A 14,759-nucleotide genomic window follows, 5' to 3' on the forward strand; every position below is an offset into this window, starting at 1 on the left:
GCCTTGCATTCCCAGCCGCGGCGTGCAGCGGCGGCAGAAACAGCCCTGGTTCACGCGGGTGGAACTGCCGCCACTGCCAAACCCAACAGCGCAGCTGGCGGTCGCATGACTGTCTCAATTGAGAAGTGTCGGGCAGTCAGCTGGTTCACACCCTCAAGAATCTGCTCCGCGATCCGGTGCTCCTCCAGCAGATGGCGAAAGTTGAGAATCGTCGTCTCATCAGGGATCCGGCCGTCCATCGTCTCGATCCCTGCGAAGCGGCGGAAGCAGGGCGTATCGATCAGCATCTCCTCCATCAGTGGATCTGAAAGCGTGAACCACTGCTGCAGCAGGTGGATCCGGAGCATCACCTCCAAAGGAATCGGCGGACGACCTCCTTTGCTGGAGGGCTTGTGATACACGGGCTTGATCAGGGCCAGAAACGCTTCCCAGGGAACCGTGATCTCCATCTCATCCAGGAAGCGCTGGCGACGCGTCCTCTTTCTGGCGTAGATCTGCTCGTAGTCCGTGAAGCCCAGCTGGAGAGGGTCGGCCATCCGTTCCAGTCTCAGTCTTGGATCTGGATTGATTTTAGCGGGTTTTTCAGGGGTTCCCCAGGAGCGGGATGGCATCACCATCACCATCACCAGGGCAACAGCTCACCGTTGGCATGCCAGAAGCTGCCTGAGGTTTCCAGGCTGAGGGCGTCGATGCGCTCCAGCAGGCCCCGCACCGACTGCTCCGGCGTGATGCCGTTGGCGGTGAAGCCCGTCATGCGGGTGCTCACCAGGCCGGGATGAAGGATGGCCACGGCGATGCCCCGCGGCTTGAGGTCCAGGGCCAGCGACTTGCCCGCCATGCACAGCGCCACCTTCGACATCCGGTAGCCATAGGAGCCGCCGGAGCTGTTATCGGCAATCGAGCCCATGCGGCTGCTCATCAGGCTCACCTTGGAGCCGGGATGCAGATGATTCAGCAGGGCGCGGGTGAGCTGCAGCGGGGCCACGGCATTGACCTCGAACTGGCGCAGCAGGCTCTGGCCGTCGAGCGTCTCGAGGCTCGTGGATTCATAGACACCGGCGTTATGGATCAGGCCGTCGATCGCCAGATCCCCCAGCCGCTCCACCAGGGAGGCGATCGCAGCGGCGGAGGTGATGTCCACCCCGGCTTCGATGCGCACCCCCAGCGCCTCCAGCTCCGCTGAGGCTGTGCGGCAGACCGCGACCACCTCATCGCCGCGGCCCTTCAGCTGCCGGCAATACTCGCCGCCGATGCCACGGTTGGCTCCGGTGATCAGGTGGGTGGCCATGGTGCAAACGCGCAGTGGGGTCTGGTGGCTGGATCGTATGGGGTGGGCCCGCCATGGCGATGGCCTCAGGCCATCAGCAACTGGTAGGCGGCATGGATGCGGCGGAAGTCGTCCACGGCTCCGCCCTGATCGGGATGGTGGGTTTTCACCAGGCGGCGGTGCGCCCGCTTGATCGCCTCGCGGGAGGCCCCCCACTCCAGCCCCAGCAGCGCCAGGGCGGCGGCCCGTTCGGGGTCGGGGCTGTCCTCGGCCGGCGGCGGCGGAGCAGTGGCCTGCTCAAGGGTGGCGATGCGCTCCAGCAGATCGTCGACCACCCGCAGGGGCGACGCTGAGAGCCATTCGGGCGCGCGCACGCCGTGGATGGCGAAGGCCAGCCGCACCGCCAGGCGGGGTTTGGTCTGGGGGCCGCGCAGGGCCTGGCGCAGGGAACGGCCCAGGCCGGGCTGGCGGCGATCCAGCTCCTCCTCCAGCTGGGCACGCGGATCGCTCCACTGGCTGCGCAGGTGCTCCTGCAGGCCGCGCAGGCCGTTGAACACCAGCCTGTCCCCCAGCCGCGCCGAGGCCCCCACCCGCAGCTCCCGCCAGCGGGGATGACGGGCGAGCGCCTCGCCCCAGAGCCGCACCTGCTCGGCGCTGAGCGTGCCCCTGACAGCAGGCTCGGGGGTCTGCCGGCGGAAGAGCTGCTGACGCAACAGGATCACCTCCCGCCGCAGGGCTTCGTTCTCGGCGAGCAGGGCATCGATGTTGGCGGTGACCTGGGTGCCCCGGGCGGGGCCGCGGGCCCAGCTGCGCGGATCAAACCCCATGCTCAGGACGACAGATCAGGCCCAGATCTAAAACACCTGATGGCGGCGCACCTGGACCCGAGGCTCCAGCTTGAGATCTTTGTTGTGCAGATCCATGCCCCGCACGGCCGCCACTTCACCCTGGATGCCCTGGGCCGCCAGCTGTTCCACCAACTGTTTGATCAATTCATCTTCCACCCTGTTCTGATCAAAACCGCTGGGGGTGAGATCCGCCAGGAAGCGACCGATGCGCGAGGCCACCACCGAAGAAGAGTTCGCGACCTTGATCACAATCATCACCGGAGCAGCATCGATCGAGCAGAATTGTATCGCAAATGGCGCGGAGCTGCGCTCAAAGAATGCCGTCAATCCTATTCAATCGCTGAAGATTGTTGATCTTCATTGAAACGAATTGGCATGGGCAGTATCAACCGTAGGTGGAGATGGTGGAGAGGCGCTGGAAGGAGGGGTCAGCCATGCCATCCACCCGAAATGACGACCAGGTGACGCTGGGGGCTGGATCTTCGGCCTGGCGAGGGAACTCGATGCGGCGACGCTGATAGGTCAGCCCGACGCAACTGAGATCGTCGTCATCGGCCATCAGCGACCAGAGCAGACGCAGATCACCCCGGTCATAGGACCAGGGCTGGTTCACCGACATTGGCTCCGCCAGGACACCGGCCCCGAAGCGAACCGCACAGGACCGCTCAGAAGCCAGGTAACGACCGTCTTCGGTGGGATAGAACCAGCAGGTTTCGTTGCTCAGCTGCTGGAGAGGCACCGCATCAAGCCAGCGGAAGCCAAGGGGTGTATCGCTGCTGGGATCAGCGTCGCTGAAATCGAGCAGGTGGACGTGCAACCACAGGCGAGCGGCATCAAACCGGGGAATCACGGCATCGCAGAGCAACCGTTCCCGAGTGGGACCGCTGTTGGGTTCATGGGTGAATGGATCAAGGCCATCGGCTGTGGCCTGTCCATGACGCACCAGATCGTCGAGGCTGCCAGCCCATTGCTGGGGGCAGCGCAGGATGCAGAGAGCGCGAGCATCACTCAGGCAGCTCTGATGATCGGCGATCACCTGATCCCAGCCTCTGGGCTCCTCCCCGTCGGGGGGAGGAGCGAGGCTGAAGGTGAACGCCAGCTTGGAGGTCATGGCCGGAGTTGAAGCCGTCATGACGGTGACATTGTCGCTGGTGGAAACGGGGATCAGCCCAGGCCCACCTGGCCGAGGATGCCCTGGCCGGTGAGGAGCTCGGTGGCGAGACCGATCACGAAACCGAGCATGGCCAGGCGGCCATTCCAGGTTTCAGCGAAGGCAACGAAACCGAAGCGGGTGGTGGTGGAGTCAGCCATGGGTGGAGAGCGAGGTGCTTTGCGAAGCGTAACACGAACCTTTGAGCATTGTTAAGAGGACGCGGGGGATTGGCCCTGCCGTGCTCAGGCCTCGGCACTGCTGCCCGTATCCCGGCTCACGTCCACGCCGAAGGGGGCAAACAGAAAGACCATCTCGCCCAGGCGCTCCTGGTGCCCGTCGAGGGCGAACACCCCACCGGAGACGAAATCCGCCGAGCGCTGGGCCTCCTCCGGTGGCATCGAGCCGAAGTTGAGCACCACGGTCTTGCGCTCGCGCACCGCCTGGACCGCCTGCAGCACGTCCTCGAAGCGGCGCGGTTCCATCAGAACGACTTCAGAAGGCAAGTCGGAAAACCGGTCCATGCCATCAAGGTGCCATGGGCGGCCCAGCGGCGCCAACCGCCTCAGCCTGGGCCAGCAGGTCATCGCAGCGCAGTTCCCCTCGCCGGCGCAGGGCAAAAAGGGTGCCGGCCTGTCCCCGGCAGACCCGCAGCTCCTGATCCAGAACGGTGATATCCAGCCAGGCCGGGTAGCTCTGGTTCACCTGCCGCATCAGGCGCGGCTGAACCGATCCCAGGGCAGGGCCGATCCAGCCACCACGCTCGAAGCTCACCGACACCCGCTGGGGACCTTCCACTGCGATCCGTGCCAGCACGGCGATGCCCCCCAGGCCCGAGAAGGCGCCGCTGGGTCGCAGCAGGTTCATGGCCCGGCCACGGGAAGGGGCCAGCACCTGAAGGTTCTCGAGCCACGGGGCCACCCGCAGGTAGGGAGCCCGGCTGCTGCTCCAGCGCAGTTCCCACACCCCCTCCAGGAGCTCCGGACGGGCCTGGAGATCAGCGGGAGCCTCCCGCTCGAGTGATTCGATCAGGGAGCGGATCCGCTGGTCGCCGAGCGCGGCGGGGTGGCGCAACCCTTCGAGCAGCTGGTCGCGAGCAGTCATGGCAGCAGCAAAGGAGTGAATTGAACTCTGGGGCCGGGGACGTGTGTAGAGTGAAGGTTGATTTTTCGATCACTGGTGAGAGCAACACTTCCAGCCGTCGACGGATCCGTTCAAGTTATTTAAAGTTACATGACAATCTACGTAGGCAACCTCTCGTTCGATGCCGAGCAAGAGGATCTCCGTGACCTTTTCAGTCAGTACGGAGAAGTACGCCAGTGCAGCCTGCCCCTTGATCGGGAAACTGGACGCAAGCGCGGTTTCGCTTTTGTGGAACTCGCCAATGATGCCGAGGAGCAGAAGGCCATCGACGATCTTCAGAACGTCGAATGGATGAACCGCATGATCCGTGTCAACAAAGCTGAGCCCCGTGGCGGCGGCGGTGGTGGCGGCGGCAACCGCGGCGGTGGCGGCGGTGGCGGCGGCTACGGCGGCGGTGGCGGTGGTGGTGGCGGCTACGGCGGCGGTGGCGGCGGTGGCCGCAGCCGTTACTGAGCTCCAAGCCAACTTCAGGCTTCAGATCAGGTTTGCCTGAGTGAAGCCCTGAGATCAACCCCGCTTCGGCGGGGTTTTTTGTTGCTGGGCGCCCGAGCCCTCAGGCCGGGCGCCCAGCGGCTTCAGCCGAGCGGAGAAAGAATCACTCCTCTCCTTCGTCCTCAGCACCCACAGGCACGAGGCGAATCTGCTTGCGGCCGATTTTCAGCTCGAACTCATCGCCGGGCTTGAGGTCAAGCAGAGCTGTGTAGGCCTTGCCCACCAGCAGATTGCCGTTGCCTTGAACCGTGGCGATGTAGCTGAGCTTGCGGCCACCTTTGCCGGCGGCCTGACCGCCACCTGTGGAGCCGAGGTTGACACCCTTGGCTTCCAGGAGAGCTTCATAGAACGCTGTGAAATTCAATCGCTCACTGCCGTCCTTCTTGGTGCTGACATAGCCAGCTGAGCGCACCAGCTCTGATTTGCTTACCTCGCCCAGCTCCTTGACCTTCGCGAGCAGATCCGCACCCGTCAACATGGAATTTTTTGAGAACATCAAGGCCAACATACTGAATGACGTGGGTTCGTCGAGGTTGACCGACAAACCAACCCAGCCTGGCCAGTTCAGATCCAGCGAAGATCTCCTCCGTCGCCCATTCCCTGTCAGGACATCCTGATGGCGGTCAGGTCAGTCGTAGCCCCGAAGTTTCAGGACCCTCTCTGCACTGACGAGACCCATGCGATCGCTTCAGTGAGAATGGCTGCGGCGCGGACGCTGGCAGCAGATGCCAACGGCTCCCCCCAGCAGAATCATCAGGATCAGGGGTGCTTCACGCCAGATTTGATAGGTCGTGGGGCGCTTCAGCCGCTCCAGTTCGAACACCCCAAGCTGCGGGCGCCCAGGAGGCAGGGCAGATCGAACCACACCCTGGCTGTCGATCACCAGGCTGGGTCCTGTATTGGCGCTGCTCACCAACCAGCGCCCCACTTCAATCGCCCGCAGCTGGGCCAGGGCCGTGAATTGATGCTGTAGCAGAGCTGGATAGGGATCGAGATTGGCGCTGGCCAACAACCAGCTCGCTCCCGCCGCACTGGCCTGGCGCAGGCCCTCACCACTGGCCAGTTCGTAGCAGATCGCCACCGCCGGATCCGGACCGTTGCGTCGCAGCAGCCGCGAAGGTGAACCCGGCTCCACGCCGCCCACGGCCGAGAGTCCGCCCCAGCGCCAGAGACGTGCCAGGGGCACCCATTCGCCCAGGGGCACCAACCGGGCTTTATCCACCCAACCGGTGGCCTCGTTCGCACCGGACTCGAAGCGCAGCACACTGCTGCGCAACTCCTCCCCCTCCAGGCGGAAGCCGCCACTGAGCACCTCCGCTTCGGCCTCGGGCATGGCCTGCCCCAGCACCAGCGTTCCCTCCGGCTGCAGCAGGGGCACCCCCAGGGCAGCCGCCTGCTGGCGGGCCCGGGCGATCTGTCGCAGCAGGTCCCGTTGACGCCCGGGCTCGAACTTCTCGCGGGTGGGCACTGCCGGTTGCAGCACCAGCACCCGCAGGGCCTCGCCGCGCTCGGCTCGCTCCGGCCGCAGCTGGCTCCAGCCCAGGCCATGGCTGAACAGCAGCAGCGCCACCAGGCCCAGTCCCCATCCACGCCGACTGGCCGCCGGGGCCACCAGGGTGCGCCAGAAGCCCCAGCCGATCAGCAGTTGAACGGCCGCCACCAGACCGGATCCACCCACCGCCGCCAGCCCGGCCAGGGGACGGTCGGCGGGCAGGGGGGACGTACCCAGGCCAATCCAGAACAGGGGACCGGCCGCCAACAGCCCCTCCGCCAGGCCCCAGAGCCCCGAAGCCAGCAGTGCCGTGGCCAGGCGGCGGGGGTCGAGGCGGCACACCAGCCAGCCCCAGCCGGCCACCAGCAGCCCCGCCACCACCCCACAGGCCAGCCAGATCGCCAGGCAGATCGGCAGGCTCAGGGGGCCCGGGACGCCGATCCAGTCGAGGGGGTGCAGCCAGAGCAGCCAGCGATGGCTCACCAGCACCGCAGCGCCTCCCCACAGGCCGGCGGCAAGAGGGGAGGCGCCCCAGAGGGGGATCAGGGCCAGCCAAAGCAGGGGAGGTAGTCCCAACGGCGCCAGGGAAAGACCCGCCAGGGCACCCGCCAGGGCGGTGATCACCCTGAAGCGCCGGTCATCTCCCATGGCCTGCGCCGGCATGCAACGACATCATCTGATGGTCAGCGCTTGCCGCCATGGACCGGGACAATCTGCTCCAGCAACTGATCCTGCGTGGGCTGGGCACCAGTTCCCTGGTGGCCGACCGCCTGCGCAACGTCACCCAGGCCTGGGTCAGGAGTGGCCGCCTGGATCCCGGCGAAGCTTCGGTGCTCGTCGACGACGTGATGCGCTCGCTGCGCGGGGAGAACCCCGAGCTGGAAAAGCAGGCCGAGCGCACCATGGAGCGCAACATCGACCATTTCCTCCAGGACTTCGGCCTGGCCCGCCAGCGCGAGGTGGATGAGCTGCGAGGCCGCATCGACCGGCTGGAGCAGCTCCTGCGCAGCCGGCGTGAGGCGGCTGAGGTGCCCGACTGAAACGGCCTCCGGCGCTGGCAGAATCTGCTCCAGCTCGTTCCGGCCCGGCCGCCCTCCTCCAACCCATGCGTGACATCCTGATCAGCACCGGCGTCTGCGTCGCCTGCCTGCTGCTGGCCCTGGCCAGTCAACTGATCTCCCCCAGCACGGTGGAGGCCAGCAGCGACGGAGCCCTCAGCACCGCAGCCCTGACCACGAGCGCAGCCAGTGCCGGCAGCCAGCAGGCCCCCGACGCCCCCAGCGGCCGCATTGAGCTGGACCCTGACGATCCCAACCCTTCGCTGTTCACCATGGCCTCCGAGAGTTCCAACGATTCCTCCGCTCTCAGCGACGCCGCTGTGGCCCAGGGCAGTGCCGCCGGGCTCGGCGGCGAACTGGTGGCCGCCAAGGAAGTGGTCACCCCCAGTGGCCTGCGCATCACTGATCTGGTGGTGGGCGAGGGCGTCGAAGCCATCAGCGGCCAGGCGGTCCAGGTCAACTACCGCGGCACCCTCGCCAACGGCAAGGAGTTCGACAGCAGCTACGGCCGTGGCCCCTTCTCCTTCCCCCTCGGCGGCGGTCGGGTGATCAAGGGCTGGGATGAGGGCGTGGCCGGCATGAAAGTGGGCGGCAAGCGCAAGCTGGTGATTCCCCCGGATCTGGCCTACGGCGAGCGGGGTGCCGGCGGCGTCATTCCCCCCAACGCCACCCTCACCTTCGAGGTGGAGCTGCTGGGCGTCGGCGGCTGAGCTCGGGCGCCGCTCGTTAGGATGCAACCACCGGTGGATCGCCGGTCAAGCTGTTCATGGTCACATCGGTCACAGACCCGGGTCACAGAGCCGTCGCACTTCTTGCGACGTGCCGCCGGGACTCAGCCTCAGGCCCGGGCCATGCCGCTTGAACCGGAGTCCCCCATGGGCTCCGCCCGTTGTCCCCTTCGTTGAACTTTCATGGCTCACACGCTGCCCGCTCTCCCTTACGACATCAAGGCGCTCGAGCCCCATATCTCCCAGAACACCCTCGAGTTTCACCACGGCAAGCACCACGCCGCCTACGTCGCCAACCTCAACAAGCTCCTGGACGGCACCGACCTTGACGGCAAGAGCCTCGAGGACGTGATCACCAGCGTGGCCGGTGATGCCTCCAAGGCCGGGGTGTTCAACAACGCCGCCCAGGTGTGGAACCACAGCTTCTACTGGCAGTGCATGAAGCCCGGTGGCGGTGGCCAGCCCAGCGGTGCCCTCGCCGACAAGATCAACGCCGATTTCGGCAGCTTCGAGGCCTTCACGGAGCAGTTCAAGGCGGCTGGCGCCACCCAGTTCGGCAGCGGCTGGGCCTGGTTGATCCTTGATGGCGGCACCCTCAAGATCACCAAGACCGCCAATGCGGATCTGCCCCTGGCCCACGGTCAGAAGGCTCTGCTCACCATGGATGTCTGGGAGCACGCCTACTACCTGGATTATCAGAACAAGCGCCCCGATTACATGACCACCTTCCTCGACAAGCTGGTCAACTGGGATTTTGTGGCCGCCAACCTGGCCGCCGCCTGATTCTTCAGGGACGCGCCGCGTCCAGCACCGCGTCGGGGGCGATCCACATCGCATCGCCGTAGGAGAAGAAGCGATAGCCCTGCTGCTTCGCTTCTTCGTAAACCTCCAGCAGCCGCGGACGACCAATCAGGGCACTCACCAGCAGCAGCAGCGAACTGCGCGGCAGGTGGAAATTGGTGAGCAGTCCCTGCACCAGCTGAAAGCGGAACCCCGGCTGGATCACCAGATTCACCGGCCCGCGGAAGGGCAGCAGGCGGCCGCCATTCAGCGCCGCCACCCCTTCAAGACTGCGCACACTCGTGGTGCCCACGGCGACCACCCGCCCGCCGCGCAGCTGACAGGCGGCCACCGCCTCCACCAGCTCCTGGCTGATCTCCACCCATTCGCTGTGCAGATCCAGGCTGGAGAGATCCTCCTCCTCCAGGGGCCGAAAGGTGCCGATGCCCACGTGCAACGTGGCGGTGGCGATGGCCACGCCGCGGGCGCGGATCGCCTCCAGCAGTTCATCACTCAGGTGCAGGCCCGCCGTGGGGGCGGCCACCGCTCCGGGCCGGGTGGCATAGAGGGTCTGGTAGCGGCTCTCCTGGTCAGGATCCGGGTGCTGGATGTAGGGCGGCAACGGCATCTCGCCGTAGCGCTGCAACAGGGCTTCGATCGAGGCGGCATCGACGCAGCCAGCGGGGAAGCGGATCACCCGCCCGCCGCTGGATTCATCGAGGGCCACCACCTCCAGGGGCAGGGACGGCTGACCGGCGGCTTCGAGCTGAAGCACCTCGCCGGGTCGCACCCGCTTGGCCGGCCGCACCAGGCAGATCCAGCAGCACTCGCTGGACGCCACGGCGGCTTCGCTGGGAACGGCGCTGTCATAGGGCTGCAGCACCAGCACTTCCACGGCACCGCCGCTGGCGCGGCGGGCCTGCAGCCGCGCCTTGAGCACCCGGGTGTCGTTGACCACCAGCAGATCACCCGGCTGCAGTTCCGCCGCCAGATCCCAGACAGTGAGGTGCCTGAGCTGCTCCTGACCGCTGCGGCCCAGGGCCAGCAGCCGAGCGCTGTGGCGCGGCTCGGCGGGGGTCTGGGCGATGAACGACGGCGGCAGGTCGTAGTCGTAGCTGGAGAGCCGCAGATCAGCAGAGGGGTCGCTCAGGGCTGCAGGGCCCGCTGGGGCCAGAGAAACAACAACAACACGCTCAGACGATCAGAGGGCGAGGCTTTCAGGCGCCGTTTCGATCAGCTGGGCCAGATCCTTGAGGAAGGCCGCGGCGTGGGTGCCGTAGATGACCCGATGGTCGGCCGTGAGGTTCACCTGCATCTGGCGTCTGACGGCAATCGAGCCGTCCTTGCCGGCCACCACGGCGGGGCGGGAGGCCGCCACCGCCAGAATCGCTCCGGTGCCTGGCGGCAGGATCGCATCGAAGCGATCGACGCCGAACATGCCCAGGTTGGAGAGGGTGAAGGTGCCGGTGTTGTACTCCTCAGGCTTGAGCTGCTTGGAGCGCGAACGGGCCACCAGATCAGCCCAGGAGCGCGAGAGGCTGTAGAGGTCGGTGCGGTCGGCCGAGGCCAGCACCGGGGTGATCAGCCCGCCGTCCTCCATGGCCACCGCCACCGCCACATTGATGGCGGGGGGATACACCATGCCGGCCTCGCTGTAGGCGGCATTGACCTGGGGATGGCGGGCAAGCACCACCCCCACCGCCTTGGCCAGCAGGACCGTCATGGTGACGCCCTTGCTCTTCACCGACTTGGCGAGGGCATCGAGCCGGTCGGTGGTGATCGTGTAGCCCACGTGGAAAGAGGGCACCGCCAGACTGGCGAGCATGTTGCGGTTCACCGCCGCCTGCAGGGTGTTGAAGGCCACGGTGTCGCCGGGCTGCCCGAAGGCCTGGCCCACCGGTGCCGGTGCCGCTGAACCGTTACTCGAGGCGGCTGCCGGGGCAGCCGCGACCGCCGCTGCTGTGCCCTCCGCCACGCGGGGCACAGCAGCGGCCTGGCCGGCGGCCCGCTCCACGTCTTCGGCCTGGATACGGCCATGGGGGCCACTGCCCCGCAGGCTCTCAAGGGCCACACCGAGCTGACCAGCCAGCTTGCGCGCCCGTGGTGTAGCCACCAGCCGCCCACCGGCGGCCACCGCCACAGGGGCCGCCACCGGAGCAGCGGGAGCAATTGGCGCCGCAGCTGCAGCGGGGGCCGGCGCTGGAGCCTCAGCGGCCACCGGCGCCGCCGGAGCCGGCGTGGCCGCGGCAGGAGCGGAGGGCGCAGAAGCCTGAACCGCCGCGATCTCCGCTTCGGTTTCAACGATCAGACCGATGGTTTCACCCACCGGGGCCGTGCCGCCGGAGGGCAGCAACACCGAAGCCAGGAAGCCCTCCTGGAAGGCCTCCACGTCCATGTCAGCCTTGTCCGACTCCACCACCAGCACCGATTCGCCCCTCTCGACGCGATCGCCGGGCTTCTTCAGCCACTCCACGATCTTGCCCTCCGTCATCGTGGAGCTCAGGGCGGGCATGAAGATTTCGTGGGTCGCCAAAGTCCTGATCCCAATGCAGGCTGCGTCGGGATTTTACGTGCGACCCCTCCCCGTGCGCTGCCGGAGGTTCAGCCCCCCTCGATCGCCTCCACCACGCCATCGCGCACCAGCACAGCCACCTGCAGTTTTTCCACCAGGTTGTCGCCCACCTTGATCTTGCAGGTGCCCTCGATCTGGCCCTGGTCAACGATCTGATCGAATTCCAGGTCGCGCACCTGGCGCTGCTGCTCGATCAAGGTGCGTTTCTGCTCCTCGAATTCGGCCCGCTTGGCCGCCACCTGCTGCTGCACCGAGGCCACCTGCTCCTGCACGCGGGGGTCGAGCGGGTTGAGGCTCTGGCGGCGGATCTCATCCACCAGCTGCTGACCCTCCTGCTCCAGCTGGGAGAGCTGCTGGTCGCTGTTGCTCACAGCGGCACTCAGCTCGCGCTCGGCGTCCTCCTTCCAGCGGGGAGTGACCACGGCCCGCACGGTGATGGTGCGCTTGATCGTGAGGGTGTGGCCGTCAGTCATGGGAGAGGGATCGCAACGACCAGGCTCTCAGCCCGGCGGCCTGTGGTCAACCGAGGGCGGCGGCGGCCCTCAGCCTCCATAGATCGCCTCGATCGCTGCCCCATCGCGCTCGGTGATGCGATCACGGCGTTGCTTGAGGGTCTGAGTGAGCAAGCCGTTGTCGATCGAGAAGGGCTCCACCAGGGCCACTCCAGCCAGGCGTTCGTCGGGCCGCGAGCCCTGGCGCGCCGCCAGCAGACGGTTGAATTCGCCACTCAGCGCCTTGAGCAGAGCGCGGTCGGCTGTGGCCTCAGCACCGGTCCCGGGGACGGGCAGTTGCCGCGACCTGGCGAAGGCGGCCAGGGGATCCACGCGGGGCACCACCAGGGCAGCGAGCTGGCGACGGTCCTGGCCCACCAGCATCACCTGCTCCACCAGCGGATGGGCCACCAGGGCCTCCTCCAGGGGACCCGGCTCGATGTTCTCGCCACTGCTGAGCACGATCGTGTCCTTGGCCCGGCCGGTGAGCACCAGGGTTCCATCATTCAGCAGCTGGCCCAGATCGCCGGTGTCGAACCAGCCGGCGCCATCCAGCACCGCGGCGGTGGCCTCGGGCTTGCCGAAATAGCCAGCCATCACCTGGGGGCCGCGGGCGAGCACCCGCCCCCGCTGCCGCCAGGCCAGCGGCGCTCCGCTCTCGGGATCGACAATGCGCAGCTCCGTTTCCGGCAGGGGCTGGCCCGCACTGCCCCGGCGGTTGCGCCAGGGGCGACGGCAGGCCAGCACAGGGCTGGTTTCGGTGAGGCCGTAGCCCACCAGCAGCTCGATGCCGATCGCCTCGAAGAAGCCATCCACATGCAGAGCCAGAGCGCCACCGCCGCTGATGGCCGTGCGCAGGGCACCGCCCGAGAGCTGCTGGCGCACCTTGGGCCAGAGCAGGGCAGAGGCCAGGCCATGGCCCGGCCAGCTCAGCAGCCAGCCCAGGCCCGCAGCCAGGCGCCCCAGCGGCGGTTCGGGCTCCAGGGTGAGGTCGAGGGCGCGCCGGCGCGACTGGCCGTGCCAGCGACTCAGCCGCAGGGCCTGACGGATCAGCCCCTGGCGGGAGGGGGGCATGGCCTCGAGGGCATCCTCGAACCCGGCCAGGAGGGCCTCCCACAGCCTCGGCACGCTGATCATGTACTGGGGTTTCACCCGCTGGAGATCGGGGCGCAGGTGTTTGAGGGTGGTGTAGCTCTGGCGGCAACCACAGGAGAGCAGAAAGTATTCGGCGGTGCGCTCGTAGGCATGCCAGATCGGCAGCACGCTGAGGACGCGATCGGCCGGCCGCGGCGCCACTGCCACCCCCAGGGTGCGCAGCTGGTGCAGCAGGTTCGCCTGGCTGAGCGGGACCCCCTTGGGGCGGCCGGTGGTGCCTGAGGTGTAGAGGAGGGTGGCCAGGCGCTCGGCCCCCTGAGTCGGCGCGGGGGGCGCCTCGGCATCCTGGCTCCGGCCCAGCGCCTCGAAGGCCTCCCAGCCCAGTTGCCGCGGTCCGGGCCGCGAGGGGGCGCTGGCGTTGGCGGCTGCGGCGTCCTCTTCCAGCAGCACCACGAAGCGCAGCCGCTCAAGGGCAGCGGGCTGCAGAGCCAGGCGCTCCAGCAGGGCCGCTGATTCCAGCACCAAGCCGACGGCACAGCAGTCGTCAAGGATGTAGCGCAGTTCCTCGAGGGGAGCGCTGCTGCCCCGGACCGCATCCGCTGCGCCGCAGCGCATGATTCCCTGATCGGCCACCAGCCAGCGGGGGCAGTTCTCCGAGAACAGGGCCACCACCTCCCCCTGCCTCAGGCCCAGCAGCGCGAAGGCCGCAGCGGCCCGCTGAATGCGGGCGTTGAGCTCGCGGTAGGAAATCTCCTCCGGCGGTTGGGCATGGGGCGCATCGAGGGCGATCGCCTCTCCATGGCGCTGGGCCAGGACCGGCCAGAGGCCGTCCAGCCCCTGCAGTTCACGCCAGTTGTCGTGCTGGGCGAGGGCCTGTTGATCGAGGCGGTCCCCCGACCAGAGGATCGAAGCGTTGCCATCCATGGTCGCGTCGCGAGCGGGGCTCAGGCTTATCACCGCCAGGGCCATTCCGTGGGTTTCGGTGGCCGAAGCTCCAGGCCGAACCGCCGCGCCAGGGCCTGACGCAGCAGGGGTTGAACCGTGGCGATCGTCAGCCCCGGGCACCAGTCGCTCAGGCGCGTCACCCCATGGCCCTTCAATCCACAGGGAACGATGGCGCCGAAGCCCCCCAGCGGGCAGCTCACATTGAGGGCCAGGCCGTGCTGGCTGATCCAGCGGCGCGCACCCACACCGATCGCCGCCACCTTGCGCCCCTCCAGCCAGACCCCGGTGAGGCCCTCCTGCAGCTCTCCCCTCAACCCGAGAGACGTGAGCACCTCGAGCACCGCCGCCTCCAGTGCACGCAGATAGAGGTGGAGATCGCCGCCGTGACGCTGCAGGGCCAGCACCGGGTAGGCCACCAGCTGGCCGGGCAGGTGGTGGGTCACTTCGCCGCCGCGGTCGATGCGGAACAGGGGGGCGGGGGGATCGGCTGGATCGAAGCGCAGGAAGCGCTCGCTGGCGCCGCGGCCCAGGGTGTAACAGGGGGGGTGCTGCAGCAGCAGCAGGGCCTCGGGGCCAGCGGGGTTGCTCAGGAGCCGCTCCTGCCACTGCCGCTGCCAGCGCCAGGCCTGCTCAAACGGCACCGGCAGAGCTGGTTCAACAAGGATTGCGTCGAGGGCCGGAGTCATGCGCGAATCGCT

At 67.4% G+C, this 14,759-nt stretch carries 20 protein-coding genes; 5 read left to right on the forward strand and 15 right to left on the reverse strand.

Translation table 11 applies throughout. From position 1 onward, the window contains the following. Positions 1-50: 50 nt before the first annotated feature. The 4 genes from KQ304_RS03650 to KQ304_RS03665 form a co-directional block, all read right to left on the reverse strand. Positions 51-623, reverse strand: coding sequence for a transposase (locus tag KQ304_RS03650; protein ID WP_399228308.1), 573 nt, complete (start codon positions 621-623; stop codon positions 51-53). Continuing rightward, a complete protein-coding gene (locus tag KQ304_RS03655; protein ID WP_259735764.1) occupies positions 623-1,288 on the reverse strand; it encodes an SDR family oxidoreductase in 666 nt (221 codons plus the stop codon). The genes KQ304_RS03650 and KQ304_RS03655 overlap by 1 nt, the downstream gene beginning before the upstream one ends. Positions 1,289-1,353: 65 nt before the next feature. Continuing rightward, positions 1,354-2,094 (reverse strand): J domain-containing protein, encoded by a 741-nt coding sequence (locus tag KQ304_RS03660; RefSeq protein ID WP_259735765.1) that lies wholly within the window; start codon positions 2,092-2,094, stop codon positions 1,354-1,356. Positions 2,095-2,121: 27 nt separating this feature from the next. Then, on the reverse strand, positions 2,122-2,370 hold the full coding sequence (locus tag KQ304_RS03665) for a hypothetical protein (RefSeq protein ID WP_259735766.1): 249 nt from the start codon (positions 2,368-2,370) through the stop codon (positions 2,122-2,124). On the opposite strand from KQ304_RS03665, the gene KQ304_RS03670 reads away from it, so the two are divergent. Further along, complete coding sequence (locus KQ304_RS03670) at positions 2,321-2,479, forward strand: hypothetical protein (RefSeq protein WP_259735830.1); 159 nt, start codon at positions 2,321-2,323, stop codon at positions 2,477-2,479. The two genes, KQ304_RS03665 and KQ304_RS03670, sit on opposite strands and share 50 nt — an antisense overlap. Before the next feature lie 21 nt (positions 2,480-2,500). On the opposite strand, the gene KQ304_RS03675 is transcribed toward KQ304_RS03670, so the two are convergent. From KQ304_RS03675 to KQ304_RS03690, 4 genes are all read right to left on the reverse strand, one after another. Beyond that, positions 2,501-3,226, reverse strand: a complete 726-nt coding sequence (locus KQ304_RS03675) for a hypothetical protein (protein ID WP_259735767.1) — start codon at positions 3,224-3,226, stop codon at positions 2,501-2,503. Positions 3,227-3,279: 53 nt separating this feature from the next. Next, positions 3,280-3,426, reverse strand: a complete 147-nt coding sequence (locus KQ304_RS03680) for a chlorophyll a/b-binding protein (protein WP_259735768.1) — start codon at positions 3,424-3,426, stop codon at positions 3,280-3,282. An 84-nt stretch (positions 3,427-3,510) separates the two neighbouring features. Beyond that, positions 3,511-3,750 (reverse strand): cell division protein SepF, encoded by a 240-nt coding sequence (locus tag KQ304_RS03685; RefSeq protein ID WP_399228313.1) that lies wholly within the window; start codon positions 3,748-3,750, stop codon positions 3,511-3,513. A gap of 43 nt (positions 3,751-3,793) precedes the next feature. Then, positions 3,794-4,369: a PAP/fibrillin family protein gene (locus tag KQ304_RS03690; protein ID WP_259735769.1), complete on the reverse strand. Its 576-nt coding sequence runs from the start codon at positions 4,367-4,369 to the stop codon at positions 3,794-3,796. A 129-nt stretch (positions 4,370-4,498) separates the two neighbouring features. On the opposite strand from KQ304_RS03690, the gene KQ304_RS03695 reads away from it, so the two are divergent. Continuing rightward, the gene (locus KQ304_RS03695; RefSeq protein WP_259735770.1) at positions 4,499-4,861 is read left to right on the forward strand and encodes an RNA-binding protein; all 363 of its coding nucleotides are present in this window, start codon (positions 4,499-4,501) and stop codon (positions 4,859-4,861) included. 142 nt (positions 4,862-5,003) lie between these two features. Here KQ304_RS03695 and KQ304_RS03700 read toward each other — a convergent pair whose 3' ends face one another. Beyond that, positions 5,004-5,378, reverse strand: a complete 375-nt coding sequence (locus KQ304_RS03700) for an AbrB family transcriptional regulator (RefSeq protein ID WP_037979861.1) — start codon at positions 5,376-5,378, stop codon at positions 5,004-5,006. Between the two features lie 210 nt (positions 5,379-5,588). Next, the gene (locus tag KQ304_RS03705; RefSeq protein ID WP_259735771.1) at positions 5,589-7,055 is read right to left on the reverse strand and encodes an apolipoprotein N-acyltransferase; all 1,467 of its coding nucleotides are present in this window, start codon (positions 7,053-7,055) and stop codon (positions 5,589-5,591) included. Between the two features lie 35 nt (positions 7,056-7,090). On the opposite strand from KQ304_RS03705, the gene KQ304_RS03710 reads away from it, so the two are divergent. The 3 genes from KQ304_RS03710 to KQ304_RS03720 all read left to right on the forward strand — a co-directional run bounded on the left by KQ304_RS03710 (position 7,091) and on the right by KQ304_RS03720 (position 8,961). After that, positions 7,091-7,432 carry a phasin family protein gene (locus KQ304_RS03710; RefSeq protein WP_259735772.1) on the forward strand — a complete coding sequence of 114 codons (342 nt, stop codon included), beginning with the start codon at positions 7,091-7,093 and terminating at the stop codon, positions 7,430-7,432. Positions 7,433-7,497: 65 nt separating this feature from the next. Next, positions 7,498-8,160, forward strand: a complete 663-nt coding sequence (locus tag KQ304_RS03715) for an FKBP-type peptidyl-prolyl cis-trans isomerase (RefSeq protein ID WP_259735773.1) — start codon at positions 7,498-7,500, stop codon at positions 8,158-8,160. A 201-nt stretch (positions 8,161-8,361) separates the two neighbouring features. Then, complete coding sequence (locus KQ304_RS03720; RefSeq protein ID WP_259735774.1) at positions 8,362-8,961, forward strand: superoxide dismutase; 600 nt, start codon at positions 8,362-8,364, stop codon at positions 8,959-8,961. Between the two features lie 4 nt (positions 8,962-8,965). Here the strand turns inward: KQ304_RS03720 and queA are convergent, their stop codons facing one another. From queA to lipB, 5 genes are all read right to left on the reverse strand, one after another. Further along, positions 8,966-10,108, reverse strand: coding sequence for a tRNA preQ1(34) S-adenosylmethionine ribosyltransferase-isomerase QueA (queA, locus tag KQ304_RS03725; protein ID WP_259735826.1), 1,143 nt, complete (start codon positions 10,106-10,108; stop codon positions 8,966-8,968). A 51-nt stretch (positions 10,109-10,159) separates the two neighbouring features. After that, a complete protein-coding gene (locus KQ304_RS03730) occupies positions 10,160-11,491 on the reverse strand; it encodes a dihydrolipoamide acetyltransferase family protein (protein WP_259735775.1) in 1,332 nt (443 codons plus the stop codon). A gap of 68 nt (positions 11,492-11,559) precedes the next feature. Continuing rightward, positions 11,560-12,003 carry a YlqD family protein gene (locus KQ304_RS03735; protein WP_255111061.1) on the reverse strand — a complete coding sequence of 148 codons (444 nt, stop codon included), beginning with the start codon at positions 12,001-12,003 and terminating at the stop codon, positions 11,560-11,562. A 69-nt stretch (positions 12,004-12,072) separates the two neighbouring features. Continuing rightward, positions 12,073-14,040 (reverse strand): AMP-binding protein, encoded by a 1,968-nt coding sequence (locus tag KQ304_RS03740; RefSeq protein WP_259735776.1) that lies wholly within the window; start codon positions 14,038-14,040, stop codon positions 12,073-12,075. 29 nt (positions 14,041-14,069) lie between these two features. Further along, positions 14,070-14,747, reverse strand: coding sequence for a lipoyl(octanoyl) transferase LipB (lipB, locus tag KQ304_RS03745; protein WP_259735777.1), 678 nt, complete (start codon positions 14,745-14,747; stop codon positions 14,070-14,072). Between the last annotated feature and the right edge of the window lie 12 nt (positions 14,748-14,759).

The sequence above is a fragment of the Synechococcus sp. CS-1329 genome (assembly GCF_025128055.1).
Classification (GTDB): Bacteria; Cyanobacteriota; Cyanobacteriia; order PCC-6307; family Cyanobiaceae; genus Regnicoccus_A.

Coding starts and splice junctions, on each gene's coding strand:
- KQ304_RS03690 (WP_259735769.1), bottom strand. CDS start 4,369: ATGACTGCTCGCGACCAGCTGCTCGAAGGGTTGCGCCACCCCGCCGCG.
- KQ304_RS03650 (WP_399228308.1), bottom strand. CDS start 623: ATGGTGATGGTGATGCCATCCCGCTCCTGGGGAACCCCTGAAAAACCC.
- KQ304_RS03740 (WP_259735776.1), bottom strand. CDS start 14,040: ATGGATGGCAACGCTTCGATCCTCTGGTCGGGGGACCGCCTCGATCAA.
- KQ304_RS03705 (WP_259735771.1), bottom strand. CDS start 7,055: ATGCCGGCGCAGGCCATGGGAGATGACCGGCGCTTCAGGGTGATCACC.
- KQ304_RS03670 (WP_259735830.1), top strand. CDS start 2,321: ATGCGCGAGGCCACCACCGAAGAAGAGTTCGCGACCTTGATCACAATC.
- KQ304_RS03685 (WP_399228313.1), bottom strand. CDS start 3,750: ATGGAACCGCGCCGCTTCGAGGACGTGCTGCAGGCGGTCCAGGCGGTG.
- KQ304_RS03655 (WP_259735764.1), bottom strand. CDS start 1,288: ATGGCCACCCACCTGATCACCGGAGCCAACCGTGGCATCGGCGGCGAG.
- KQ304_RS03735 (WP_255111061.1), bottom strand. CDS start 12,003: ATGACTGACGGCCACACCCTCACGATCAAGCGCACCATCACCGTGCGG.
- KQ304_RS03710 (WP_259735772.1), top strand. CDS start 7,091: ATGGACCGGGACAATCTGCTCCAGCAACTGATCCTGCGTGGGCTGGGC.
- KQ304_RS03700 (WP_037979861.1), bottom strand. CDS start 5,378: ATGTTGACGGGTGCGGATCTGCTCGCGAAGGTCAAGGAGCTGGGCGAG.
- KQ304_RS03715 (WP_259735773.1), top strand. CDS start 7,498: ATGCGTGACATCCTGATCAGCACCGGCGTCTGCGTCGCCTGCCTGCTG.
- KQ304_RS03720 (WP_259735774.1), top strand. CDS start 8,362: ATGGCTCACACGCTGCCCGCTCTCCCTTACGACATCAAGGCGCTCGAG.
- KQ304_RS03680 (WP_259735768.1), bottom strand. CDS start 3,426: ATGGCTGACTCCACCACCACCCGCTTCGGTTTCGTTGCCTTCGCTGAA.
- KQ304_RS03660 (WP_259735765.1), bottom strand. CDS start 2,094: ATGGGGTTTGATCCGCGCAGCTGGGCCCGCGGCCCCGCCCGGGGCACC.
- KQ304_RS03695 (WP_259735770.1), top strand. CDS start 4,499: ATGACAATCTACGTAGGCAACCTCTCGTTCGATGCCGAGCAAGAGGAT.
- KQ304_RS03665 (WP_259735766.1), bottom strand. CDS start 2,370: ATGATTGTGATCAAGGTCGCGAACTCTTCTTCGGTGGTGGCCTCGCGC.
- lipB (WP_259735777.1), bottom strand. CDS start 14,747: ATGACTCCGGCCCTCGACGCAATCCTTGTTGAACCAGCTCTGCCGGTG.
- KQ304_RS03675 (WP_259735767.1), bottom strand. CDS start 3,226: ATGACCTCCAAGCTGGCGTTCACCTTCAGCCTCGCTCCTCCCCCCGAC.